The organism is Nonomuraea sp. NPDC049129 (assembly GCF_040648495.1).
In the GTDB taxonomy this organism is placed as follows: domain Bacteria; phylum Actinomycetota; class Actinomycetes; order Streptosporangiales; family Streptosporangiaceae; genus Nonomuraea.
Window position 1 is genome coordinate 86,493 of record NZ_JBEZDU010000034.1, and the last position, 24,840, is coordinate 111,332.

The 24,840-nt window shown below is 69.4% G+C and carries 22 protein-coding genes; 12 read left to right on the forward strand and 10 right to left on the reverse strand.

Annotated elements, in window-relative coordinates; all coding sequences use genetic code 11:
• Positions 1-56: 56 nt before the first annotated feature.
• Positions 57-836, reverse strand: coding sequence for a type I methionyl aminopeptidase (map, locus tag AB0B64_RS53725; protein ID WP_358201436.1), 780 nt, complete (start codon positions 834-836; stop codon positions 57-59).
• Positions 837-924: 88 nt separating this feature from the next.
• On the opposite strand from map, the gene AB0B64_RS53730 reads away from it, so the two are divergent.
• Positions 925-1,194 (forward strand): helix-turn-helix transcriptional regulator, encoded by a 270-nt coding sequence (locus tag AB0B64_RS53730; protein ID WP_357959521.1) that lies wholly within the window; start codon positions 925-927, stop codon positions 1,192-1,194.
• Between the two features lie 182 nt (positions 1,195-1,376).
• Positions 1,377-2,462 (forward strand): alpha/beta hydrolase, encoded by a 1,086-nt coding sequence (locus tag AB0B64_RS53735; RefSeq protein WP_358201447.1) that lies wholly within the window; start codon positions 1,377-1,379, stop codon positions 2,460-2,462.
• An 8-nt stretch (positions 2,463-2,470) separates the two neighbouring features.
• On the opposite strand, the gene AB0B64_RS53740 is transcribed toward AB0B64_RS53735, so the two are convergent.
• Entirely contained in the window at positions 2,471-3,451 is a 981-nt protein-coding gene (locus tag AB0B64_RS53740) for a hypothetical protein (protein ID WP_358201453.1), read from the reverse strand.
• A 242-nt stretch (positions 3,452-3,693) separates the two neighbouring features.
• On the opposite strand from AB0B64_RS53740, the gene AB0B64_RS53745 reads away from it, so the two are divergent.
• The 4 genes from AB0B64_RS53745 (at position 3,694) to AB0B64_RS53760 (ending at position 7,104) form a co-directional block, all read left to right on the forward strand.
• On the forward strand, positions 3,694-4,110 hold the full coding sequence (locus AB0B64_RS53745; protein ID WP_358201459.1) for a hypothetical protein: 417 nt from the start codon (positions 3,694-3,696) through the stop codon (positions 4,108-4,110).
• Between the two features lie 52 nt (positions 4,111-4,162).
• Positions 4,163-4,537, forward strand: a complete 375-nt coding sequence (locus AB0B64_RS53750) for a hypothetical protein (RefSeq protein WP_358201467.1) — start codon at positions 4,163-4,165, stop codon at positions 4,535-4,537.
• A 119-nt stretch (positions 4,538-4,656) separates the two neighbouring features.
• Entirely contained in the window at positions 4,657-6,264 is a 1,608-nt protein-coding gene (locus AB0B64_RS53755; RefSeq protein WP_358201550.1) for an AMP-binding protein, read from the forward strand.
• 99 nt (positions 6,265-6,363) lie between these two features.
• Positions 6,364-7,104 (forward strand): sulfite exporter TauE/SafE family protein, encoded by a 741-nt coding sequence (locus AB0B64_RS53760; protein WP_357959534.1) that lies wholly within the window; start codon positions 6,364-6,366, stop codon positions 7,102-7,104.
• Positions 7,105-7,154: 50 nt separating this feature from the next.
• Here the strand turns inward: AB0B64_RS53760 and AB0B64_RS53765 are convergent, their stop codons facing one another.
• From AB0B64_RS53765 to AB0B64_RS53790, 6 genes are all read right to left on the reverse strand, one after another.
• Positions 7,155-7,364 carry a hypothetical protein gene (locus tag AB0B64_RS53765; RefSeq protein WP_358201474.1) on the reverse strand — a complete coding sequence of 70 codons (210 nt, stop codon included), beginning with the start codon at positions 7,362-7,364 and terminating at the stop codon, positions 7,155-7,157.
• Between the two features lie 14 nt (positions 7,365-7,378).
• A complete protein-coding gene (locus AB0B64_RS53770) occupies positions 7,379-8,515 on the reverse strand; it encodes an ATP-binding protein (protein WP_358201482.1) in 1,137 nt (378 codons plus the stop codon).
• Between the two features lie 113 nt (positions 8,516-8,628).
• Positions 8,629-9,825 (reverse strand): ATP-binding protein, encoded by a 1,197-nt coding sequence (locus AB0B64_RS53775; protein WP_358201490.1) that lies wholly within the window; start codon positions 9,823-9,825, stop codon positions 8,629-8,631.
• 134 nt (positions 9,826-9,959) lie between these two features.
• Entirely contained in the window at positions 9,960-10,211 is a 252-nt protein-coding gene (locus tag AB0B64_RS53780; RefSeq protein ID WP_358201497.1) for a hypothetical protein, read from the reverse strand.
• Between the two features lie 47 nt (positions 10,212-10,258).
• Complete coding sequence (locus AB0B64_RS53785) at positions 10,259-10,555, reverse strand: hypothetical protein (protein WP_357959549.1); 297 nt, start codon at positions 10,553-10,555, stop codon at positions 10,259-10,261.
• 215 nt (positions 10,556-10,770) lie between these two features.
• Entirely contained in the window at positions 10,771-10,941 is a 171-nt protein-coding gene (locus AB0B64_RS53790) for a hypothetical protein (protein ID WP_357959552.1), read from the reverse strand.
• Positions 10,942-11,240: 299 nt separating this feature from the next.
• On the opposite strand from AB0B64_RS53790, the gene AB0B64_RS53795 reads away from it, so the two are divergent.
• The 5 genes from AB0B64_RS53795 to AB0B64_RS53815 all read left to right on the forward strand — a co-directional run bounded on the left by AB0B64_RS53795 (position 11,241) and on the right by AB0B64_RS53815 (position 18,322).
• On the forward strand, positions 11,241-13,055 hold the full coding sequence (locus AB0B64_RS53795) for an FAD/NAD(P)-binding protein (protein ID WP_358201508.1): 1,815 nt from the start codon (positions 11,241-11,243) through the stop codon (positions 13,053-13,055).
• Between the two features lie 236 nt (positions 13,056-13,291).
• On the forward strand, positions 13,292-14,815 hold the full coding sequence (locus AB0B64_RS53800) for an ABC transporter substrate-binding protein (protein ID WP_357959558.1): 1,524 nt from the start codon (positions 13,292-13,294) through the stop codon (positions 14,813-14,815).
• Complete coding sequence (locus AB0B64_RS53805; protein ID WP_357959561.1) at positions 14,812-15,753, forward strand: ABC transporter permease; 942 nt, start codon at positions 14,812-14,814, stop codon at positions 15,751-15,753. Before AB0B64_RS53800 ends, AB0B64_RS53805 begins: the two co-directional genes overlap by 4 nt.
• Positions 15,750-16,556, forward strand: a complete 807-nt coding sequence (locus tag AB0B64_RS53810) for an ABC transporter permease (protein ID WP_357959564.1) — start codon at positions 15,750-15,752, stop codon at positions 16,554-16,556. Before AB0B64_RS53805 ends, AB0B64_RS53810 begins: the two co-directional genes overlap by 4 nt.
• Entirely contained in the window at positions 16,553-18,322 is a 1,770-nt protein-coding gene (locus AB0B64_RS53815; protein ID WP_358201521.1) for an ABC transporter ATP-binding protein, read from the forward strand. Before AB0B64_RS53810 ends, AB0B64_RS53815 begins: the two co-directional genes overlap by 4 nt.
• Before the next feature lie 8 nt (positions 18,323-18,330).
• Here the strand turns inward: AB0B64_RS53815 and AB0B64_RS53820 are convergent, their stop codons facing one another.
• Together AB0B64_RS53820 and ccrA are read right to left on the reverse strand one after the other, a co-directional pair.
• On the reverse strand, positions 18,331-19,542 hold the full coding sequence (locus tag AB0B64_RS53820) for a cytochrome P450 (RefSeq protein ID WP_357959570.1): 1,212 nt from the start codon (positions 19,540-19,542) through the stop codon (positions 18,331-18,333).
• Positions 19,543-19,564: 22 nt separating this feature from the next.
• On the reverse strand, positions 19,565-20,893 hold the full coding sequence (gene ccrA, locus AB0B64_RS53825) for a crotonyl-CoA carboxylase/reductase (protein ID WP_357959573.1): 1,329 nt from the start codon (positions 20,891-20,893) through the stop codon (positions 19,565-19,567).
• A 230-nt stretch (positions 20,894-21,123) separates the two neighbouring features.
• Here ccrA and AB0B64_RS53830 point away from each other — a divergent pair.
• The coding region (locus AB0B64_RS53830; RefSeq protein WP_358201533.1) for a beta-ketoacyl synthase N-terminal-like domain-containing protein at positions 21,124-24,840 on the forward strand (3,717 nt) is incomplete at its 3' end.

The window sequence follows — 24,840 nt, forward strand, 5'->3', positions numbered from 1 at the left end:
GCGTCACTGTCACCGACAACCCTCATCCAGCCGCGTCAGCAGGAACCTCTGCACGTCTACCCGCACTCCGCTATGCGGCGGGTGAGCACCAAGGGGGCGTCCTCGGTGATGGCTACCGTGTGCTCGGAGTGGGCCGTGCGCGAGCCGTCCGCCGACCGAATGGTCCAGCCGTCGGCGTCGTAGACGATCCGGTCGGTCGTGCGGGCGAACCAGGGTTCGAGCGCGAGGGTCAGGCCCGGCCGGAGCGTAAGGCCGCGCCCCGCCCGGCCCTTGTTCGAAACGTGGGGCCCCTCGTGCATGGTGCGGCCAATGCCGTGGCCACCGAACTCGGTGTTGACCGGGTAGCCGTAGTCGTGGGCTACCGCCCAGATGGCCGCCGAGATGTCACCCAGGCGATTGCCCGGACGCGCCACCTCGATCGCCGCCTCCAACGCTTCCTCGGTGGCGCGGATAATGCGCAGGTCCTCCTCGGCGGCGGTCCCGACGACGACCGTGCGCGCCGAGTCGGCCACCCAGCCGTCGACGCTGACCGCGAGGTCCGCGCTGAGTACGTCGCCGTCACGCAGCGTGTAGTCGTGGGGTATTCCGTGCAGGACGGCGTCGTTGACCGACAGGCAGATGACGTTGCGGAACGGGCCGCGTCCGAAGGACGGCGCGTAGTCCCAGTAGCACGACTCCGCCCCGGACCGTTTGATCATGCCGCGCACGTGGTGCTCCAGGTCCAGGAGGTTGACGCCCACGTCGGCGAGCCGGCCGACCTCGGAGAGCACCTCGGCGACGAAGCGCCCGGCCACGTGCATGCGTTGGATCTCCGCAGGCGTCTTCAGTTCGATCATGATTACCTCGCGTCACAGGATGCTGGTATTACTATACCGGCACCTTAACAGCTTGCCGGTATAGTAATACCAGCCCTATCTTGGGAGCATGGTCCGTCAACCGCTCACACCTGAGCAGATCGAAGCCGGCAGGCGTCTCGGCGCCCTGCTGCGTCACGCACGAGCCGGACGCGACCTGGCGGAAGTCGCGCACGCGGCCGGCATCTCGCCGGAGACCCTGCGCAAGATCGAGACCGGACGACTGCCCTCTCCCGGATTCGGCACGATCGTCTGCCTCGGCGAGGCACTCAACGTGCCGGTTCAGGCGTTGGCAGCTATCTGGCTCGGCAACGACCTACCGCTGGAAGCCGTCTCGTAGCCGCTGTCGCGCCGGCCCACGGAACACCGGCCGTTGGGTTACCGGCACCGAGGCTCCCGATGCTGGGTGCCGTTGTCGATGGCCTCCGCCTGGAATCGGGACGTATCGCCCAGCATCCTCATCCCGACGATGCGAGGTCGAAGAGCGGACCAGTGGCGGCAGGTTCTGTAGTGTCGGGAATCGTGAGGGATGTCCTGGTGGTCGTCGGCCCAGGGCTGGTCGCCGACGCCGCGTTGCTCAGCGAGATCGCCGAACGCGAGTTCGCCGCCCTCGGGGTCTCTGGCGCGCTCGTGCACGCTCGTGACGCGGCCGAAGTCATGGTGTGTATGGCGGGCGGCGACGGTGAGTTGCCCGCCGCGGCCGTCGTGGTGGTTCCGGGGCCGGTGGATGAGGTGCGACGGCTCATGGGGCAGTGCCTTGGGCCTCTGGTGTGGCTGGATCTCGCCCGGGTGGACGGGGCTGAAGTGGGGGAGGGGGCCACGCACGTTCACGGGCGTGGCGTCGAGGGGTTGATCTGGGCGATTCGGCATGCCATACACCGTCTGCGGCATCCGCGGATGCGGATCGCGTACGGGGCGCATCGCGATCAGTGGGGTGAGCTGTACCTTCCCGAGGGGGCGGTGGACAGGCCAGCCGTCGTGGTGCTCGTTCATGGCGGGAACTGGCGGTCGAACTGGGCGGCCGATCTCATGGACGCGCTCTGCCTCGACCTCGTCGGCCGGGGCCTCGCCGTGTGGAACCTCGAATACCGGCGTCCCGACCTGCACGGGTGGCGGGCGACCGCCGAAGATGTGGCCGCTGGGCTGGCCGCGTTGTCGACCGTGGACGCGCCGATCGACCTCGGCCGGGTTGCCGTCGTCGGTCACTCCGCCGGGGCGCAGCTGGCCTTCCGCGCCGTGGCCGACGGGGCGCGGGTTTCGCTGGTCGTTTCGCTGGCGGGGATGCTCGACCTCGTCGAGGGCGACAGGCGCTGGCTCGGCTCCGGCGCGGTCGCCGCCGCCCTCGGCACAGCCTCCAGTACCGGCCTCGAGGTCGGTACGGCGAGTCCGCTGCTCAGGTTGCCGTTGCGGGTGCGCCAGCTGATCGTCCAAGGGTCCGGGGACGAGCTGGACCTGGTGGACTTCGCGCGCCGCTACGCCAGGGCCGCCCGGGAGGCCGGAGATGACGTGACGTATCTGGAAATGTCCGGCGACCACTTCGCGGTGATTGACCCGCATGCCCCGATCTGGCGCACCACCGCCCTCGCCATCACCGATGCCCTCCGATAACCCGAAGTTCACTCGACTCGCCGATCCTCCTCGCGCGGTGGATAGGTGAATGTCTGGGTACCAGCCCAGCCCTCGGCGACGATGTGATAGCCGTGCGCGGCTTCACTGGCGGTGTGGTCAGGGCCGATGTCGACCGTGTCGGCAGTTGCCCAGGCCCCGTTGATCTTCTGCTCGATGACGTAGAGGAACTCGTTGTAGCCCAGGGATGAGGACACGAACGTGTTGACGATGGTGAGAGAGCGGCGACGCGCGGTCAGGGTTCGCGGGATTTCGACGATCTGCTCCCGCCATTTGTAGGTGCTGTCGCCGGGCAGCTGCCGCCACGACCCGGCCGGATTCCCGTTGACGGTGATGGTGGCGTACTGCCGGGCGACGCCCGCGTCCAGGCGGCGGATCAGCCGCACTCCGCTGTTGGCGGGATCGACGGTCGCGGTGAACCGGCTCGACCCGCCGGCGCTGAACGCACGGCCGTCATCGCTGACGATGCGGCCGGTAGCCACAGGGCCGCCGAAACCGTCGGACACGACGCTTTGTGACGCACCCCGCTGATCGAAGATGACGCTCAGGGCGCCTGCGGTCGCCAGCGCGGCCAACACGGCCGACACGGCGGCTTGGCGCCAGCTTCGGCGGGGGACAGGGGCCGGCCCTGCCTCGTCCGGCCCGGCGGGCAGCCGTGCGACTCGTACCCGCTCCCATGCCCTTTCCCACGCCGGGAGCTGCTGTTCGGGCACCCGGCACGCCCGCAGGAAGGCCACCATCAACGCCTTCTTGGGGAAGCGCCGGCCGGCCAGCATGTCCGCACAGGTCGCCCGTGGCAGCCGGGTCCCACCCGCCTTGTCCGCCCGCAGCTGCAGCTCCCGCAGTGACGTATCGGCCCGCGCGAACTGCTCGGCCAGCAACCTCACCAGATCCTCGTGGCAGGTCACCGACTCCACCCCGGATCGGGACACCTGCCTGACGACCTGGGACTCCTCGCCACCCTCGCTCATCGCCTCGAACCCCCGCCCTCCCGGCCTTCGGCTCCTCCGTACCGCAAAGTGTACGAGCGCTTACTGAGCGTGTCCGAGGGATGGCGGCAGTGGCGACCTGCCGTCCGGGCCTGGCCATCGGATGGTCCGATTCCGTCCGAGTCCGTCCGAGCTCCTGTTGGACACCTGGGCTGGGCGGCTTCGCTGGCTCTCGACGCGGCGAACCCGCCGCACCTGACGGAGCAGAAAGGCAGACCACCACCATGATGATCCGCAATGTCACGGCCAACGCCCTCCTGACCGCGGCCCTGTTCGGTGCCCTCCCGGGGGGCGCCGCCATCCCGGCCCCGGCGGCGGCCGCGGCCGCGGAGTGCGGGGTCCGGAGCGACGGCAAGCTCTACTGCGGAAACACCCCGAACGTCACCCTGTCGTACGACGCCTCCTACCAGACCGCGGAGACCGGCGTACTGACGAGCAGTTTCAGCTGGTTCCAGTGCTGGGTCGAGGGCGGCCCGCATGCCGGCGGCAACAACATCTGGTACCTCGCCGCGGGCGACAAGGCGGTGCCGCCCTACCGCGGCTGGGGCTTCCTGCCCGCCGTCCATGTGGCCACCGCCCATGACCCCGCGCCGGGCCTGCGCGAGTGCACCTTGGCCGACTACGACCTCATCGGACCGTGACTCCGCCGAGGTCCGGACCCGCCAAGAGAACAACACCGAAGGAGACACAAAGATGAACAAGCATCAGGTCATCGCCACGACCATCGCCACCACGGCATTCGCGCTGTTCGGGCTGGCCTCGCCCGCCGCCTCCGCCGACGCCTGCGGGGTCGACCCGCACGACGGCAGGTTGCACTGCACCAACGACGAGGGCGGACTCCCCGTGTTCCACGAGCCCCGGCCCGTCGACGCCGTGGACTTCCTCGACACCACGCAGAGCTGGTTCACCTGCTGGACACAGGGAGAGCTCCATCCAGGGGGCAACACCACCTGGTACGGAACCGTCGGCGACAGGTTCGGCAACTTCGGGTACGTACCGGCCTCCGTGGTGCACACACCGAGCGCCTTCGACGCCGACCCCGGCAAGTACGGCCTGCGCAGGTGCTGAACCCGATCCACCTGAATCGGTAGACCCCGCACCACCACGGCGACGGCGACGTAACCGCCGCCGTGGTGGTGCGCGGGTGGGTCTGGTGCGTACGACGGGAGGAGACCGACACTGTGGACATGCAGTCGTACTCCAGCGCCACCGCGCCGACCCCCCTCCTGGGCGAGACGATCGGCGAGAACCTCGAACGGACCGTCGCGGCCTTCGGCGACCGAGAGGCCCTGGTCGATGTCCCCACCGGACACCGATGGACCTACACCGAGCTCGACGCCGACGTGAACCGCCTCGCGCTCGCCCTGCTGGCCAAGGGCATCGCGAAGGGCGACCGGGTGGGCATCTGGGCGCCCAACCGCGCCGAGTGGGTGCTCGTGCAGTACGCCACGGCGAAGATCGGCGCGATCCTGGTCAACGTCAACCCGGCCTACCGGAGCCACGAGCTGGAGTACGTCGTCAAGCAGTCGGGCATGCGGCTGCTGATCAGCGCCCAGACGCACAAGACCAGCGACTATCGCGCGATGGTCGAGGAGATCGGCTTCGCGAACGCCATCTACCTGGACGATCCGGGCTGGGACGCGCTCCTGGCCGAGACCGTCGCGGAGGACCGGCTGCGGGCTCGCATGTCGGAGTTGTCGTGCGACGACCCGATCAACATCCAGTACACCTCCGGCACCACCGGCTTCCCCAAGGGCGCGACTCTGTCGCACCACAACATCCTCAACAACGGCTACTTCGTCGGTGAGCTGATCCACTACACCGAGGCCGACCGGGTCTGCCTGCCGGTGCCGTTCTACCACTGCTTCGGCATGGTCATGGGCAACCTCGGCGCCACCTCGCACGGGGCCTGCGTGGTGATCCCCGCGCCCAGCTTCGAGCCCGAGGCGACGCTGCGGGCCGTACAGGACGAGAGATGCACGTCGCTGTACGGCGTGCCGACCATGTTCATCGCCGAGCTGGGGGTGGCGAAGGGGTACGACCTGAGCACGCTCCGGACCGGCATCATGGCCGGGTCGCCCTGCCCGGTCGAGGTGATGAAGCGCGTCGTCAGCGAGATGAACATGCGCGAGGTCGCCATCTGCTACGGCATGACCGAGACGTCCCCGGTGTCCACGATGACCAGGTCCGACGACGACCTGGCCCGCAGGACCGAGACCGTCGGCCGGGTGCTGCCGCACGTCGAGGTGAAGATCGTGCACCCGGAGACCGGGCTGACCGTGGCGCGCGGCGAGCCGGGTGAGCTGTGTACGCGCGGGTATTCGGTCATGCTCGGATACTGGGACGAGCCGGACAAGACCGCCGAGGCTATCGACGCCGCCCGCTGGATGCACACCGGTGACCTGGCCACCATGGACGACGACGGCTACGTCAACGTGGTCGGGCGGATCAAGGACATGGTCATCCGCGGCGGGGAGAACGTCTACCCGCGAGAGGTCGAGGAGTTCCTGTACCGGCATCCGGACGTCGCGGACGTGCAGGTGATCGGGGTGCCCGACGAGAAGTACGGCGAGGAGCTGATGGCCTGGGTCATCATGCGGGAGGGCGCCGAGCCGCTGACGGCCGGGGCGGTCAGGGAGTTCTGCGCGGGGCGGCTGTCGCACTTCAAGATCCCGCGGTACGTCCACGTCGCGGACGCCTTCCCGATGACCGTCACCGGGAAGATCCGCAAGGTGGAGATGCGCAGGCGGTCGGTCGACCTGCTCGGGCTGGGCGACGGCGAAACGGTGCCCTGACCACAGATGCCCTGACTACAGGGGCGCGGCGCACGCCTGGCATCGGGCGGCGCATACCCGGCTTGTTTGGATAAAACGGGCACGGCCTAGCATGGTCGGGTGATCGTCGGTGATGTGCTCGGCCTGCTCGGGGTAGGTGTAGCCGCCGGCGTGGTCAGTACGGTGGTGAGCCTGGCGTCGATCGTCTCCTACCCGGCGCTGCTGGCGTTCGGCCTGCCACCGCTGACCGCGAACGTCACGAACACCGTCGCGCTGATGTTCACCAGTGTGGGCGCGGCGGTCGGGTCGCGGCCGGAGCTGGTGGGGCAGGGCGCCCGGGTGCTGCGGCTGGGCTGGGTGACCGCGCTCGGCGGGGCGACGGGCGCGTTGCTGCTGCTGGTGACCCCGGCGCGGGCGTTCGAGCTGATCGCTCCGTGGTTGATCGCGGGCGCCTCGTTGCTGCTGGTCCGGCGGCCGACCGTCAAGCCGGGCGGTGAGCACGGGGTGTTGCTGCGGGTGGCGCTGTTCGTCGTGTCGATCTACGTGGGGTACTTCGGGGCGGCGGGCGGGATCCTGATGTTCGCGGTGCTGGCGGGCTTTCTCGACCAGTCACCGGCCCGGCTGAACGCCGCGAAGAACATGCTGTCCGGGCTGGCGAACGCGGTGGCCGGGCTGGGGTTCGCGCTGTTCGGACCGGTGGACTGGGGGGCGGCGGTGCCGCTGGCGGCCGGGTTCCTGCTGGGCGGGTGGCTCGGACCGAAGATCGTCCGCCGGATGCCCGGCCAGAGCCTGCGGTATGTGGCCGCGGCGTGCGGGGTGGCGGTCGCGATCAAACTCGGCTACGACTCGTACGTGGGCTGACGATCGCGAGTACGCGGCATGCTGCCGGCCCAGCAGAAACCAAGGCAGTGTTAGACACGCAGAAGGGTGACCTGGCGCCCGGACGGTGTGGCCGCCTGGTCGAAGCCGCCGCGTTCCTTCCAGGATGGGGCTTCGGGGCGGCGGTCGAAGATGACCAGGACGCCGGTAGTGAGGGTGAGTCGGTCGAGGTAGCGGTCGAGCTGGGCCAGACCCTCGGATTTGGGGTCGTCTGCGCCGGGTCGCCACACCTTCAGTTCCATGGCCTCGCGTTGCATCAGCCCTTCGCCGTCAGGGCCCCTGTACGGCCAGCGAACGAAGACGTCGAGCCGTTTGGTTCCGGCGGCGTATTCGCGGTCGAGGTAGCCGCCGTTAGGTCGAACCGGCCGTCGGGCAGTACGAAGCTGTGCGGGTCGGCGCGCACGTACTGTTCCGACACATCGCCGAGCACGCGCAGGATGACCTCCCGGTAGATCGGGTTGGCCACCTCCATCGGAGGCTTCTGCTTGATCAGGCCCAGATCGCGGACGTAGGACAGGTCGTCGGAGAAGGTGAGCTCGGCACGGGGGAAGTCTCCGCTCACGATCGGTTCCATCACCCGCTTGACCCGGGGCTCGTGCAGCCGGGCCGCCAGGGAGTCCAGGTGGGTGGCGCGGGCCCGGATCAGCCGCTCCTTGGCGTCCTCCACCTGCCCGTCACTGATTGAACCGGTCACCCCCATCTTGAAGGTGATCTCGTGGGCGAGGGCGTTGACCAGCCAGGGTTGTCCCTGGGTGAGCTCGAAGACCCGGTCCACCGCGTCCTTGGTGAACTCCTGGCCGGTCGCCTGCGTGTGCTGGTCGTAGAGTTCGGCGATCTGGTCGGCGGTGAAGTCGCCCAGGCGCAGCGAGTCGGCGATGATGTTGAACGGGCTGGCCGGGTTGGACCGGCCGGGTTCGCCGCCGGAGGCCACCTTGTAGTCACGCAGGTCGCGCAACCCGCACAGCACCACCGACGCGGGGAACGGATAGCCCTTCGATCGCTTGTTGTGCCCGTCGCGGAGCTGGCCGAGGACACTGACAAGGCTGTTGCCCTGCAGGGCATCGATCTCGTCGAGGAACAGCACCACCCGGCGCGGGCAGCGTCGGCACCACTCCCGCAGCGCCGCACCGAACCGGCTACCCGGCGTGACCTGCGGCCAGGAATCCGGCGGTAGCAGCTTCTTCGGCCAGCCCGACAGATCGGCGGCCTCGCGGAGGGAGTCCAGCAGAAGCGACTCCGCCCAGCCGACATCGTCGCCGGCCGACTTGGCGCGCTCGCAGGAGATCATCAGGGCGGCGGTGTCGCCCTCGGCGGTCAGGCCGGAGGCCAGAGCGTCCAGGACGGTGGTTTTCCCAGTCTGCCGGGGGGCGTGCAGGACGATGTAGCGGTCCATTTCGATGAGTGTCCGCGCTTCGGGAAGCCGTGGTGTGGGGGGCAGTATGTAGTGGAGCTGTGGATCGCAGGGGCCGGTGGTATTGAAATATCTTGCTCGGGGTGGTGGCATGGTCACATTCTGCCACCATCTCGAGCTGGGGACCCGAAGATCCTCAGGCAGGCTTCGGCCAGCTCCTCGTCGGTGAAAGGTCCATGCTGTTCCCGGTTCTGCAGGTCGGAGAACAGGAACCAGTGCCGCAGCAGGAACTCGCGGTAGATCGGGTTGGCGATCTCTGGCGCTCCGGTTTCCCGGATGAGACCCAGATTGCGAACGTAGGAGACGTCGTCGTCGGAGGAAGTGTCCGTGCCCGGCGGTGTTCCCTCCATGATCGACCGGATCACCCGTTCCACCCGGGGCTCGTAGAGTCGTGCCCGGAGGGCATCCAGGTGGACGGGGCGCTCCTGGATCAGCCGCTCCTTGGCCTCATCGACCTGTGCGGTGGTGATGGTGCCGCTCACCCCCATCTCGAAAGTGATCTCGTAAGCGAGGGCATTGACCAGCCAGGGTTGTCCCTGGGTCAGCTCGAAGACCCGGCCCACCGCCTCCTTTGTGAACTCCTGACCGGTTGCCTGAGTGTGCTGGTCGTACAGCTCAGCGATCTGGTCGTTGGTGAAGTCGCCCATACGCAGTGACTCGGTGATGATGGCGAACGGGCCGGCCGGATTCGACCAATCGCGGTTGCCTCCGGGGGTGACCTTGTAGTCGGGCACGTTGCGCAGCCCGCACAGCACCACAGACGAAGGGAAGGGACGGCCCTCATTCCGGGCGTGGTGGCCGTCGCGGAGCTGGCTGAGGATGCTGACCATGCTGGAGCCCTGGAGGGCATCGATCTCGTCGAGAATCAGGACCATGCGGCGCGGGCTGCGGCGGCACCATTCGCTCAGCGCCGCACTGAACCGACCGCCCGGCGCAACCTGAGGCCAGGGATCCAGCGGCAGCAGTTCCTTGGGCCATCCCGACAAGTCGGCGGCCCTGCGGAGCGAGTCCAGCAGAATCGTCTCCGTGGCGGCGATGTCGTCGCTGAAGATTTTGGCGCGCTCGCAGGAGAGCGACAGTGCGGCGATGTCGCCCTCGGCGGTCAGGTCGGAAGCCAAGGTGCGCAGCATGGTCGTCTTCCCGGTCTGCCGAGGCGCGTGCAGCACGAAGTAGCGGTCCATCTCGATGAGCGCCCGCGCTTCTGGGAGCCTCGGCACGGGGGGCAGCATGTAGTGGCGTCGTGGATCGCACGGGCCGGTGGTGTTGAAGAATTTCGCTCGGGGTGGTCGCACGATCACAGTCTGCCATCGCCGTGGTTCGGGCGTCTGCGTGAAGGCCATCCCGGATCTCGTGTGGAAGCGGAGCGCGCGACACCTGCAACTGGGCCGCACCTCAGAGGAGTTCGCCGGCCCGGCGCAGACGGCGCTCACGCAGAGCCGGCGGCGGACACGTCCGTGGCGAATATCCAGACCATGCCCGCGATCCCCGCGACGTACGGAACCACGAACCATCGGGCGACCCGGCGATCACGCAGGCTCGTCTCCGACAGCTCGATCGTCTCGGCCTGGGTGAGCCGGAACAGTGTGGCCTTGGCGGTCAGCCAGGTCGTCCGGTAGAGGTTGTGGCACCGCAGCGCGTTCGCGAGCAGGGCGTACGAGTGGTCTTGAGTTGTTCTCATCGATGGGTGCCGGCCATCGAACGCCACACTGGGCGGCTCTGACCCTGTCAGCAGTAGGCGACCGCCGGCCCGAGGAAGGAGTAGTTGTGGTAGGGGGTGTACTCCGAGCGCTGCCCGGGGTATACGCAGGGGCCGTACTCGGGCCAGGAGCCGGTCGGGGGGTTGATGACGTAGATGCTCACGCGGTATTGGCCGTACCCGCCGCTGCAGTAAACCCAGACGGTCTTGCCGTCCCGGCCGGTGGAGCAGTCGGTGGGCGCGGCGTGAGCGGGGGTGGCGATGCCGACGAAGGCGGCGGTGAGGAGGGCTGCGGCGGCCAGAGCCACAGGCTTTCTCGTGCGCATTCGCTGTCCTCCGCTACCATTCCAGTTTGCGTCGATTTCCGAGAAGGCGGAACAATGGCGTGACGGAGATTCCCTTCGTTCGTCCGGTCGGATATGCGGATATCCCAGCCTTCGATCGTCTGCTACAGACGCTTGCAACAGGCTGCTGACAGGGTGACGCTTCGGGTCGTCCGCGCCGGGTCGCCACACCTTCAGTTCCATCGCCTCGCGTTGCATCAGCCGCCCACTGTCGGGGCCGCTGTAGGGTCTGCTCGGTGCAGCGGTCGATCGAGATCAACGTGATCCCGGCCGAGCTTGGGGCTGTCGTGCTCGCCCCGGAACCAGCGCAGGATCAGCACCGCCTGCCAGAACGGGGTCAGCGCACGGCTGCCCTTGGGCGTGCCCACCCGTCGGCGTTCGTCTGTCTCCGGCCTTCGACGGCTTCTCCAGAAAGGCCCGAAACGCCACCACCGGTGCCCCGAATATCGTTCATCATCAGAATTATTTCCCTGAGATCACCTCAATGGGCCTGCAACGGCCGCGCGCCGCAGATCTGGCACGCCACCACCCCATGACACCGCGACCCTCCTACAAAAGGGTTCACAGTCAATGGCTCCGAGCCCTGCATTAGGGGGTGTTAAGGGTTGGCCGGGTTCGTGGTCATTTTTAGAGTCACGTTGCCTTGAAGGCGCGACCGAGGAGGATCATGAAGGAGGGCGTGGGTGGAGCGCTGGTCATCGCCATCGTGGGAGCAGGGCCAGCTGGGACGATCATGCTGGAGCGGCTGGTCGCCAACTGCGGGGTCCTCGGTCCACGACTGCTCGAAGTCCACCTGATAGACCCGCACCCGCCAGGCGGCGGACGGGTGTGGCGGCGGGATCAGCCCGAACTGCTGTGGATGAACTCGACGGCGGACGACGTGACCATGTTCACCGATGACAGCGTGCGGATGGCGGGACCCATCAGGCACGGGCCGTCGCTGCGGGAATGGTCATCCGAACTCCGGCCCGGGTCCTTCGCCACCCGAAGGCAGTTGAACGACTACCTGTCCTGGTGCTTCACGCACATCGTCGAGTCGGCTCCGCTCGGAGTGACCGTACGGGCGCACCGCGGCCAGGTCGTCGATCTCACCGAGCGGGCGGGCCGTCAGCACGTGTGGGTGGCAGGCCGCGCGGGGCCGATCGAGGCCGACGCCGTCGTGTTGACCCAGGGCCATCTGGACGCCGAATCCGGCCAAGAGCACCAGGAACTCGCCGCTTACGCCGCCACTCACGGCCTCACCTACCTGCCGCCGCACTACGCGGCCGACACCGATCTGAGCATTCTCGCCCCGGGCGAGCCGGTCGTCATGCGCGGCATGGGACTGGGTTTCATCGACGATATGGTGCTGCTGACGGAGGGGCGCGGGGGCCGATTCGGGCCGGGCTACGACTACCGGCCCACCGGTCACGAGCCGATCATGTACGTGACTTCGCGGCGCGGTGTGCCCAACCACTCCAAGATCACCGTCAAACTTCGGGGAGGACAGTCTGCCGGGGCGCGTTACCTCACGCCGGAAGCCCTGACCGCGCTGCACGATGAGCGCGGGCCGCTGTCCCTGCGGGACGACCTCGGTCCGCTGATCATCAAGGAGCTCGGCTGGCACTACTACCATGAGCTGTTCAACGGTCATCCCGACCGGGTGACCATGTCCTGGTCCGACTTTCAGCGCCACTACGACGCGGACGGCGCGGCCAGGCCACTGATCGAGGCCGCGGTGATCAAGCAGGAAGACCGGTTCGACCTGGACCGGATGCTCGACCCCCTGGCCGGGCGCTCCTTCGGCAGCCTGGATGAGCTCGGGGCGTGGACGCAGAGGTACGTCATCGGCGACGTGCGCCGCCACGCCGATCCCGAGCATAGCGCCGACCTCGGCCTCTGCCACGGGATGCTGAGCGTTTTCGGCGCTCTCGGCTTCGCGCTGGCCACAGGCCGGCTCTCGGCCCGTGCCCGCGCGGTCGAACTGGGCGACTGGGCGCAGAGCGTTTTCAGCTTCTACGCCAGCGGGCCACCGCCTCGCCGTCTGCTCGAACTCGCCGGGCTGGCCCGGGCCGGGGTCATCCGTTTCCTGGGCGCGACGGGCACGGTCACCGCCGCCGACGGCGTCTTCCGTGCCACCAGCGCCAGCGTGCCCGGCGTGGTGATCGAGACACGGGCGCTGGTAGAGTCCCGGCTGCCAGAGACCTCTCTGCGCCGCACCCGCGATCCTCTCCTGCGCGCCCTGCACGCCCGCGGGGACGTGACCGAGGAGAGCCTGACCGCAGACGGGACGGTGTACCGCCTGGGCAGGGTGGCCGTGGACGCGCACCGGCTGGTTACCCGGGACGGCGTGCACTCTCGCCGGTTCGCGCTGGGACACGGAGTGGGCGGTGGTTTCACGCCGGTGGGGTTCACCCGGCCGCACGCCAACAGCATCGCCTTCAGGAACGCCGACGCCCTCGCCCGGAGGCTGCTTACCGAAATCGAGGCCGGCACCCCCTAATTCCGTCCCCGCGACCCTTATCGGAGCAGGACTTCTGGGGTCGCCACCATTTCCCTGGCAGGTCCAGAATATTCCGGAATCCCCTTCTCAGTGAGTCGCCGGAGCAATCATTCATGCGCTCTTCACGAAACGAAACGAGCCTTGGCATCGGACTTTCCGCCGCCTTGCTGTTGCTGGCCGCCTGCGGGTCCGGCGGCGGCTCCGCGGGTGGATCGAGCGTTCCGAAAAGCGGCGGAATGCTCACTTACGCCGTCGATTCAGCACCATTGTGCCTCGACCCGCACGTCAGCACCCAGGACCTGACCGCTGAAATCCAGCGCAACGTGCTGGACTCCCTGGTGGCGGAGGACGCCTCCGGCAGATTCCATCCCTGGCTGGCCACGTCCTGGAGCAGCGCGAAGGATCTGAAAAGTTACACGTTCCACCTGCGCGAGGACGTGACCTTCAGCGACGGCACCCCGTTCGACGCCGAAGCGGTGAAGGCCAACTTCGACCACATCACCGACAAAAACACCAAATCCCAGTACGCGGTGACCCTACTCGGCCCCTACCAGGGCACCGAGGTGCTCGGCCGGTACCAGGTGCGGGTCACCTTCACCCGGCCCTTCGTCCCCTTCCTGCAGGCGGCCAGCACCAGCTACCTGGGCATGTACTCCCCGGCGGCGCTCAAGGCCAACGCCGACAAGCTCTGCGGCGGCGGGGCCGTCACTGTCGGCTCGGGGCCGTTCATCGAGACCAACCATGTCAAGGGGCAGAGCATCGAATTCACCCGCAACCCCCGCTACCAGTGGCCGTCAGAACTGGCCAAGCACCGGGGGCCCGCCTATCTCGACCGCCTGGTCATCCGCATCCTGCGGGAGAACTCGACCCGCGTCGGCGCGCTGACCAGCCGCCAGGTCGACCTGGCTCGTGCGGTGCCGCCCGCTCGGGTCGGCACGATCGAGGCGGGAGGGGCGGTGAAGATCCTGCGGGGGGACTTCCCCGGCGGGGTCTACAGCCTCTACCTCAACACCACCAACGGCCCGCTGACCGATGAACGGGTCCGCGTCGCCGTTCAGCGCGGCATCAACATCGACCAGGCAGTCCGGACAGTCTATTTCGGCCAGTACAAGCGGGCATGGAGTCCGCTGTCGCCGAGCACCCCGGCCTATGCCGGCGACCTGACAGGAAGCTGGCCGTACGACCCGGCCAAGGCCGGCGCGCTCCTCGACCAGGCCGGTTGGACGGGACGGGACGCGGCCGGGTACCGCACCAAGGACGGCAGGCGGCTCACCCTGGAGTGGCCCGCGCTGCCCTCCGGCGACGCCAGGGAGAATCGCGAGGTACTGGCCCAGGCCATCCAGGCCGACCTGAAGAAGCTCGGCGTGGAGGTCGTTCGACCGAGCTACGACGTCGGCGCGTACAGCACCAAGGTCAACGCGGGGCAGTTCGGCATTCTCGACCTCAGCTGGGCGCGCTTCGAACCCGATCTGCTGCGCTCCTTCTTCAACAGCGCCAACGGCCCGCCCGCCGGGCAGAACGCCTCCTTCCTCAAGGACCCCGAGGTGGACAAGTGGACCGAGACCGCAGCCGCCACCAACGACACGGCCACCCGGACGGAGCTGTACGCCAGGACGCAGCATAAGGTGATCAAGGTCGGCGCGACCGTCCCTGTCTATGTGCCCACCGCGCTTACCGGGGTCGCGTCGAGCGTGCACGGGGTGAGCCTCGACCCGAACAACTGGCTGATGTTCTACGACGCCTGGCGGGACGGCGCATGAGCGTGCTGCGTGGTGTCGCCTGGCGCCTGCTGGGCGCAGTCACCGTGTTGCTGGGCGCCGCGACCCTGACGTTCGTGGCGCTCCAGCTCCTGCCAGGCGACCGCGTGTCCCGGCTGCTCGGCCCAATGACGTCGGCCTCGCCTGCCGTACGCGCTCAGATCAGCCGCGACTACGGCCTGGACCAGCCTGTGCTGGTGCAGTACACGCGTTACCTCGGCAACCTGGTGCACGGCGACCTGGGCGTCTCCTACCAGTTGCAGCAGCCGGTGATCACGCTGATCGCCCGGCAGCTCTGGCCGACCGTCCAGCTCGCCCTGGCGGCTCTGGCCCTGGCGCTGCTGATCGCGACGATCAGCGCCATCGCCACCGCGGGCCGGCGTCCCCGCCTGCGGGCCCTCGCCTCGGCCGCCGAGCTGGTGACGGTCTCGACGCCGTCGTTCTGGGTGGGCATTCTCCTGCTCACCTTCTTCTCCTTCCATCTGGGGCTGTTTCCGGTCGTCGGGTCGGACGGGCTCTCCTCGCTGGTGCTGCCCGCGCTCACGCTCGCCCTGTCACTGGCGGGCGTGCTGTCCCAGGTGCTGCGCGAAGGGCTGGAGACGGCGCTGGAGCAGCCGTTCGTGGTCACCGCCCGCGCGCGCGGGTTGAGCCAGACCGCGGTACGGCTGCGCCACGCCTTCCGGCACGCGGCGGTGCCGCTGGTGACCCTCACGGGCTGGCTGACGGGCACGCTGCTGGGTGGGGTGGTGCCGGCTGAGACGGTGTTCGGCAGGCCGGGACTGGGCACGCTCGTCCTGCAGGCGGTGACCAGTGGCGACATGCCGGTGGTGATGGCGGTCGTCCTGCTGTCCGCGCTGGTGTTCGTCGTGGTGTCCACGGTGGTGGACCTGCTTTATCTGGTGATCGACCCGCGGCTGCGCAGCGCGGAGGCCGCCGTATGACCCGGCCTTCGGTGATGGTGGCGAGCGTGGCACTCGTGCTGTTCACATTGGTGGCGTTCGCGCCGGGGCTGTTCGCGAGCGCATCGCCGATCGGCACGGATCTGGGGGCCGCGCTGCGCGGGCCGAGCGGCGCCCACTGGTTCGGGACCGACCAACTCGGCCGGGACGTCTTCGCGCGGGTGTTGTACGGCGCCCGGTCCGCGCTGCTGCTCGCCCTGGCCGCGACCACGCTCGCCGTGCTCGGCGGCACCGTGCTCGGCCTGCTCTCCGGGCTCGGCGGGCGGGCAGCCGACCAGGTGCTGATGCGCTTGGCCGACATCTTCCTGGCACTGCCGCCGTTGCTGCTCGCGCTGCTCGTGGTCGCCGTCATGGGCGCGGGAACGGGCACGGTGGCCCTCGCGGTCGCGGCCGCGCTCATTCCCGCGTACGGGCGAGTGGTGCGGGCGGAGGCGCTGGTCGTACGGCGGGCGGGCTATGTCGAGGCGGCGGTCGGCCTCGGGCTGCCGCGGCCCCTGCTCATCGTTCGGCACATCCTGCCGAACTCGGTCGGCGCGGTGCTGGCACTGGCCACCGTGGGTTTCGGCACGGCGCTGCTGTACGCCTCGGTACTGAGCTTCCTCGGGCTGGGCACCAAACCGCCCGATCCTGAATGGGGATCAATGCTCGCCGAGGGACGCGAGTTTCTCGGCATGGCCTGGTGGATCGCCGTCTTCCCCGGAGCGGCCCTCACCCTTGTCGTCATCGCGGTCAATGTCGTGGGCAGGTACGCCCGAATCCGCTTCGCAGGAAGGACCCCACTGTGACGGGATCGCCGCTGTTGACCGTGGACGGCCTGACCGTGTCCTTCCAGCATGGCAGGGAGCAGGTGACCGCGGTGCGGGAGGTGTCGTTCGAACTGGACCGGGGGGAGTGCCTGGCGATAGTCGGGGAGTCGGGGTCCGGCAAGAGTGTGACCGCGCGGACACTCATGGGGCTCACCGGCGGCCGGTCCACGATCCGCGCCCGCGAGATCTCCCTCGCCGGGACCGACCTGACCGCGTTGGACGAGTCCCGCTGGCGGGGGATGCGCGGCAGCCGGATCGCGATGGTCCACCAGGACGCGCTGGTGGCACTGGACCCGCTGCGCAGAGTCGGCGCGGAGATCGCCGAGCCGCTGCGACGGCATCGCGTGACCACATGGTCCGACACGCCCGCCAAGGTGCGCTCGCTGCTGGCCGAGGTGGGCGTGCCGGAACCGGCCGAACGCGCACGCCAATACCCGCACCAGCTGTCGGGCGGGCTGCGGCAGCGGGCGCTGATCGCCTCCGCGATCGCCGCCGGGCCTGAGCTGCTGCTCGCCGACGAGCCGACCACCGCGCTGGACGCGACCGTCCAAGCGCAGGTGCTGAGCCTGCTGCGGGAGCTGAAACGGGGCGGCACCGCGCTGTTGCTGATCAGCCACGACCTGGCCGTGGTCGCCGGGCTGGCCGACCGCATCGCGGTCATGCACGGCGGCAGGATCGTCGAGCACGGCCCGGCCGAGCAGATCACCGCGAAACCGCGGCATCCCTACACCCGCGCACTGCTGGCCGCCGTCCCTGCGCTGCACTCCAAGGGCGAACGGCTCAGTCGCACGCCGGCCCAGGGTCCCGCCCCGGAGCCGGACGGCTGCACCTACGTGGCGCGCTGCCCGTATGCCGACGAACGCTGCCGCGTGAGCCTCCCGCGGACGGCGGACGGCGGCGCGCTGTGCTGGTACCCCGAGATCGGCCCGGTCGAGCCGCCGGGACGCGCCGCGGCCGAAGGCTCCAAGCCAGGCGAGGTGCTGCTCGCGGTCGAGGGGATCTCCCGGCGGTTCCGATCGCCCGGTGGCGGGTGGCGGGACGCCGTGAGCGGGGTCTCCTTCGAGCTCAGGTCCGGGGAGGCGGTGGGCGTGGTCGGCGAGTCGGGCTCGGGCAAGACCAGTACGGCGCGCATCGTGCTTGGTCTGCTCGAACCCGACGCCGGCGAGGTGCGGCTGCGCGGTGAGCCGTGGAGCGGCGTCGGGGAACGCGCCCGGCGTCGGCGGCGAGGCCGCATCCAGGCGATCTACCAGGATCCGCTGGGCTCGTTCAATCCTCGGCACACGGTCGCGAAGATCCTGAGTGAGGCGGCCGGGGCGGCCGGAGCGCCCCGGGGCCGCGAGCGCGCCGTGCGGGCCGCCGAGTTGCTCGGCCAAGTCGGGCTCGCCGAATCGCTGCTCCGGCGACGGCCGCTGGAGCTGTCGGGCGGCGAGCGTCAGCGGGTGGCGATCGCCCGTGCCCTCGCGCCTGGACCAGACGTGCTGGTCTGCGACGAACCGGTGTCGGCGCTGGATGTGTCGGTGCAGGCGCAGATCCTTGACCTGCTCGCGGACCTGCGCCGCGATCTCGGGGTGGCGATGCTGTTCATCTCGCATGACCTCGGCGTGATCGGCCACGTCAGCGACCGGATCATCGTCATGAAGGACGGCCGCGTCGTGGAGGCCGGCGCGACCGGGGACATCTTCGCCGTACCCGCCCACCCCTACACGCGGGAACTGCTCGCGGCGGTCCCGCGCGCGGAGGGGTAGCCGGAGATTCAGCAGGGGATCAGCCGCACCGGCAGGTCGGTGATCCCGTTGAACTGGTAGGAGCGCAACCGCTGGATCGGGCCGCTGATCTCGAAGCGCGCCACGCGTTCGGCGAGCGTGCGGAACATCAGCTCGATCTCCAGCAGCGCCAGGTGGCGGCCCAGGCAGAAGTGCGGGCCGCCGCCGCCGAAGCCCAGGTGCGGGTTGGGGTCACGGCCGATGTCGAAGGTGAACGGGGCGTCGAAGACCGCCTCGTCCCGGTTGGCCGAGGTCAGGTGCATCACCATCTTCTCACCCACCCTGACGGTCCGCCCGCCCAGCTCGACGTCCGCCATAGCGGTACGGCGGAACACCTTGGTCGGGGTGACCCAGCGGACGATCTCCTCGGCGGCCGACCGCGCCAGCTCTGGGTCTGCCCGCAGCCGCTCCCACTGATCCGGATGCTCGGCGAAGGCCTCCACCCCGCCCGCGATGGCGTAGCGCGTGGTCTCGTTCCCCGCCACCGTGAGCAGCACGAAGAACGCCTGGAACTCGCCCTCGGTCAAGGCCGCGCCGCTGTCGTCGGAACTGACCAGCCGGGACACGGTGTCGTCGGCAGGACAGCCGCGCTTGGCCGCGCCGACCGCTCCGGCGTACGCCATCATGTCCACGGCGGCGGCGCGGGCGCCCTCGGCGCCGCCCGCGCCATGGTCGGATTCGCCCGCAATGCCCTTGGACCACTCGAAGATCCGGTGCCGGTCCTCCCGTGGAAGCCCCATCACCTCGGCGATCACCACGAGCGGGAGCTCGGCCGCGACCGGGCCGACGAACTCCTTCTCGCCCGAGTCCAGGAACGCCTCCACGATCCGCTCGCACTCCCGGGCGACGCCGTCACGCATGCGCCCGATCACTCGCGGAGTGAATCCACGGTTGACCAGGCTCCGGATCCGACTGTGCGCGGGCGGGTCCTGGTTGACCATCATCATCCGCTGCATGGTGATGGCGACCTCGTCGAACTCCAGCGGCTGCGAGCCCTTCTCATGGGAGGAGAACAGCTCGGGATGACGGGCGACATAGGAGATGTCGGCGTGCCGGGTGACAGCCCAGTGCCCCTCAGAAAGCTGCGGGTCAGAGTTGCGGTACACCGGTGCGTTCGCGCGCAGGAGCGCGAAGTCCTCATGGGGAACGGCGTCGAGGTAGCGATCCTGGTCGAATACATCGATGTCGCGATGGGTGGTCATTGCTGGAGAATCTCCGCGTCTGTCAGTTCTGCCGGGTCCGTAGCGGGTTCAGCCATTGCTCGCCGACTTCGGCCCGCAGCCGCGAGTCGGTGACGCCCAGGCCCTCGCCGGGCGCCGCGCAGAGCACACCGACCTTGCCGACGTGCTGATTGCGCTGCACCAGGCGGGCGGCCTCACCGGCCTCCGCGAGCGGATAGACGGCCGAGAGCACCGAGGAGAGCTTGCCGAGCTGGTACAGGCGCATCATCTGGGTCGCCTCGTGCAGGTTCATGCCGTGGCTGCCGATGATGCGCTTGAGGTTCATCCACAGATAGCGGTTGTCGAAGGTGTGCGCGTAGCCGGTGCTCGACCCGCAGGTCACGACCGTGCCGCCGCGGGCCGCCACGATGACCGACATGCCGAAAGTCGCCTGGCCGACGTAGTCGAACACCACGCTGGGGTCCTCGCCGGTCGTGGCGCGGATGGCACGTCCCAGGCGCTTGGCCCGCTTGTTGGTGTCCTCTGTGGCGTCGCCGAGGCCGATCTCCTCACGGTTGATGACGACGTCGCAGCCGAGTCGTCTGGCGAGTTCGCCCTTCTCCTCGGAGGAGACCACGCCGACGGCGATCCCGCCTCCGTTGCGCACGAGCTGAGCGGCGAACGAGCCGAGCCCGCCCGCGGCCCCCCAGATCAGCACGACGTCGCCCTGCTTGATGCGGGCGCCTCGCTCGCTCACCAGCATGCGGTACGAGGTGCCCCCGCACAGCGGGATGACGGCGGCCTCCTCCCAGGTGAGGTGCCCGGGTTTGGGGAGCAACTGGCTGGCCCGCGCCACCGCGTAGTGCGCCAGCCCACCGAAGTTGGTCTCGTAACCCCAGGCCTTCTGGTCGATGCCGAGCATGCCGTCGGCGTGCGTGACCGGGTCCTGATCGTCGACGTAGGTGGGGTTGACGCAGACGTGGTCGCCCACCTTCCAGTTGCGCACGCCCGGCCCGGTACGCACGATCACGCCGGCGGCGTCCGACCCCACGACCTGGTACGGCTGGTCGTGCCTGGCCTCCCAGCCGCCCGCCTTCGCCAGCCGTTTGAGCATGTCGAAGGTGGACACCGGCTCGAAGGTGGACTGCCAGACGGTGTTGTAGTTGATCGAGCTGGCCATCACCGCGATCAGCACCTCGTCTGGCGCCAGCTCGGGCATCGGCACCTGGCCGACGTGCAGGGTCCGGCGTACGTCCTTGTCCTTCTCGCCGGCCAGCAGGCCGACGTCCTCGTGGCGAAGGTGGGCGGCCAGGTAGCTCTCAGGAACCGGGGTGCGGAGGAGTTCCTCCGTTGTCGCACCGCGTACCGCGGCGTCGATGAGCGCGTCCATCATTATTCTCCTTGCCAAAAGTCCCTGAAAAAGGACGCTACGAGAAATGTTTTTCATCGCAACCCCTATTAGGCGTCAAACCGTTTAGGGGCACGCGGCGAAATGCAGGTCGGCAGGCTCCCCTACCAGCCGTCCTCGCCTAGGGGGCGATAAGGGTGTTGTGAATGTCGAACGAATAGCAAGACTCGATCCCGTCTGGAGCGCGTCCCGCTATGAGAGGAATTCAGCGCACGATGACTCGTGTTGATGTTCCGCCCATCGCCATTGTCGGGCTCGCCTGCCGGCTGCCCGGCGCGTCCGACCCGGAGGCGTTCTGGCGGCTGCTCGCCGAGGGCGGCGACGCTGTCACGCGGGCGCCAGAGGGCCGCAGCCCGGCTCGGGGCGGCTTCCTGGACGAGGTCGATCGTTTCGACGCGGCATTCTTCGGCATCTCGCCTCGGGAGGCCGCCGAGATGGACCCGCAGCAGCGGCTGCTGCTGGAGCTGAGCTGGGAGTCGCTGGAGGAGGCGGGCATCGTCCCTGCGACGCTGACAGGCCGGCGGGTGGGCGTGTTCATGGGGGCGATGGCCTACGACTATGCGGTGCTGAGGCATCGCGCGGGCCCCCTCACCCGGCACACCCTTACCGGACTCAACCGAGGGCTGCTGGCCAACCGGATCTCCTACGCGCTGGGCCTGCGGGGCCCCAGCCTCGCAGTGGACACGGCCCAGTCGTCCGGGCTGGTGTCGGTGCATCTGGCCTGCGAGAGCCTGCGCGCGGGCGACGCGGACCTGGCGCTCGCGGGCGGGGTGAACCTCAACCTCGCTGCGGACAGCACCGCGGCGGCCACCGAGTTCGGCGGGTTGTCGCCGGACGGGCGCAGCTACACCTTCGACGCACGCGCCAACGGATACGCCCGCGGCGAAGGCGGCGGCGTGGTCGTGTTGATGCCGCTGGCCGACGCGCTCGCCGCGGGGCGCACCGTGCACGGAGTGATTCTCGGCAGCGCGGTCAACAACGACGGCGCGACCGACGGGCTGACCGTGCCGAGCGCGGACGCCCAGCGTGAGGTGCTGACGCTCGCGACCGCACGGGCAGGCGTGGACCCGCGCGACATCCAGTACGTTGAGCTCCACGGCACGGGTACTCCGCTCGGCGATCCGATCGAGGCGCGGGCGCTGCACGCCGCGTACGGGGGGAATCGCGAGCGCCCGCTGGTGGTGGGGTCGGCCAAGACGAACGTCGGCCATCTGGAAGGCGCGGCGGGCATCGTGGGGCTGCTCAAGGCCGTCCTGAGCATTCAGCACCGGGTGATTCCGCCGAGCCTCAACTTTGAGACGCCCAACCCGCGGATCCCGCTCGACGAGCTGAACCTGAGCCTGCGGCGGGAGGCGGGGCCCTGGCCCGGCGCGCACCGGCCACTGGTGGCCGGGGTCAGCTCGTTCGGCATGGGCGGCACCAATTGCCACCTCATCGTTTCCGAAGGGCCTCCGGCGTCCGGCCCCGGCACACCGCTTGCCCCGAACGCGGCCGGGCTGATCCCATGGGCGCTGTCGGCCACCACCGATCAAGCTCTGCGCGCGCAGGCGAAACGGCTCGCGGCGCACGTGCGAAGGCATCCGGAACTGGACCCGGTAGACGTCGGGCACTCCTTGCTCACCACCCGGACCCGCTTCGAGCACGGTGCGGTGGTGCTCGGCCGCGAACGCGGCGAGTTGCTCGGCCGCCTGGACGCGCTGGCCGAGGCCGGGGGAGGGGCCGGTGCCGTCGCTGGGCGCAGGAACCCCGGGCCGACCGCGTTCCTGTTCCCCGGTCAGGGCAGCCAGCGGGCCGGCGCGGGCCAGGAGCTGTACGCGGCCGAACCGGTGTTCGCCGAGGCGCTGGACGAGGTGTGCGCCGAACTGGACCGCCACCTCGCCCGCCCGCTTCGCGACCTGCTGTTCGCGGCACCCGGCAGCGCGGAGTCGGCGTTGCTCGACCAGACCTGCCACACCCAGCCCGCGCTGTTCGCCATCGAGGTCGCGCTTTTCCGGCTGGCGGAACGGCGATACGGGCTGATCCCCCATTTTGTGGTGGGCCACTCGATCGGTGAGCTGGCGGCGGCGCATGTGGCGGGAGTGTTCTCGCTCGCCGACGCTGCTCTGCTGGTGGCAGCCAGAGGCCAGGTCATGCAGGAGGCGCCCGGGGGCGGCGCGATGGTGGCCGTGCGGGCCACCGAGGAGGAGGTCGTCCCGCTGCTGTCGGACCGGGTGTCCCTCGCGGCGGTGAACGGGCCGTCCTCGGTGGTGCTCTCGGGGGACGCCGAGGCGGTGGAGCGGGTCGCGGGCCGGCTGTCGGAGCTGGGCCGCAGGACGCGGCGGCTGCGTGTCAGCCACGCGTTCCACTCGCCGCACATGGACGCGGCTGTGGCGCGTTTCCGCGAGATCGCGGCCGGGATCGGATTCCGGCCGCCGCGCATCCCCGTGATCTCCAACGCGACCGGCGGGCCGGCGCGGGCCGAGACGCTGTGCTCAGCCGACTACTGGGCCCGGCATATCCGGGAAACGGTGCGTTTCGCCGAAGGGGTGCGGAACCTTGCGAGCGCGGGCGTGACAACATATCTGGAGCTCGGGCCGGGCGGGGCGCTCACCACGCTCATACGCGAGGGCATCGAGCCGGGCAGCGCCGTCGCCGTCCCGATCCTGCGCGCGGGCCGCCCCGAGGAGGAATCGGCGCGGGCCGCGATCGCCGCCGCCCACCTCAACGGCGCCGCCGTCACCTGGAACGTGCCTGGACGGCGGGTGCCGCTGCCGACCTACGCCTTCCAACGCAGACGGTTCTGGATCACGCCGGACCCAGCCCCCGCCGAGCCCGAAGCAACGCCTGCCCCGCGTTCGCCCGAGGAACTCCTCGATCTCGTACGGGAGAGCGCGGCGGCGGTGCTCGGGCATGACACCCCGGCCGAGATCGGCCAGAACCGAACGTTCAAGGAACTCGGCCTGGATTCTCAGGGCGCGATGGAGTTCGGCGAACGTCTCAGCACCGTACTCGGCCCGCCCCTGCCCGCCACGCTGACCTTCGATCACCCCACCCCCGAGGCCGTCGTCCGCTTCCTGACCTCGCCGGGCGACACCGCGGCGGAACCCGTCTCATCCCGCTCTGACGAACCGATTGCCATCGTGGCCATGGCCGGTCGCTGGCCCGGCGGCGCCGACACCCCTGAGGCACTCTTCGAACTGGCCCGTTCAGGTACGGACGCGATCACCGGGTTCCCCGCCGACCGCGGCTGGGACCTGGCCGCCCTGCACCACCCCGACCCCGAACACCCCGGGACGTCCTACACCAGGCACGGCGGCTTCCTGTCCGGCGCGGCCGAGTTCGACGCCGAGTTCTTCGGCATTGCCCCGCGCGAGGCCGAAGCGATGGATCCCCAGCAACGCCTGCTGCTGGAGGTGGCCTGGGAGACCTTCGAACGGGCCGGGATCGTGCCGTCGGAGTTGCGCGGCAGCCATACCGGTGTGTTCGTGGGCGCGACCGAGCAGGAGTACGGCCCGCGGCTGCACGAGGCAGGCAGCGGGCATGACGGCTATCTGCTGACCGGTGGCACCAACAGTGTCGCCTCGGGCCGGATCGCCTACACCTTCGGCCTGGAGGGCCCGGCGATCACGGTGGACACGGCGTGCTCGTCCTCGCTGGTGGCGTTGCATCTGGCGGCCCGTGCGCTGCGGGACGAAGAGTGCACGCTGGCGCTGGCGGGCGGGGTGGCGGTCCTGGCCACGCCGGGGATGTTCGTCGAGTTCAGCCGTCAGCGCGGGCTCGCCCCGGACGGGCGGTGCAAAGCCTTCGCGGCGGCGGCCGACGGGACCGCCTGGGCCGAGGGAGTGGGCTTCGTCTTGTTGGAGCGGTTGTCGGATGCGCGGCGGTTGGGTCATCGGGTGCTGGCGGTGGTGCGGGGGTCGGCGGTCAATCAGGATGGCGCGTCCAATGGGTTG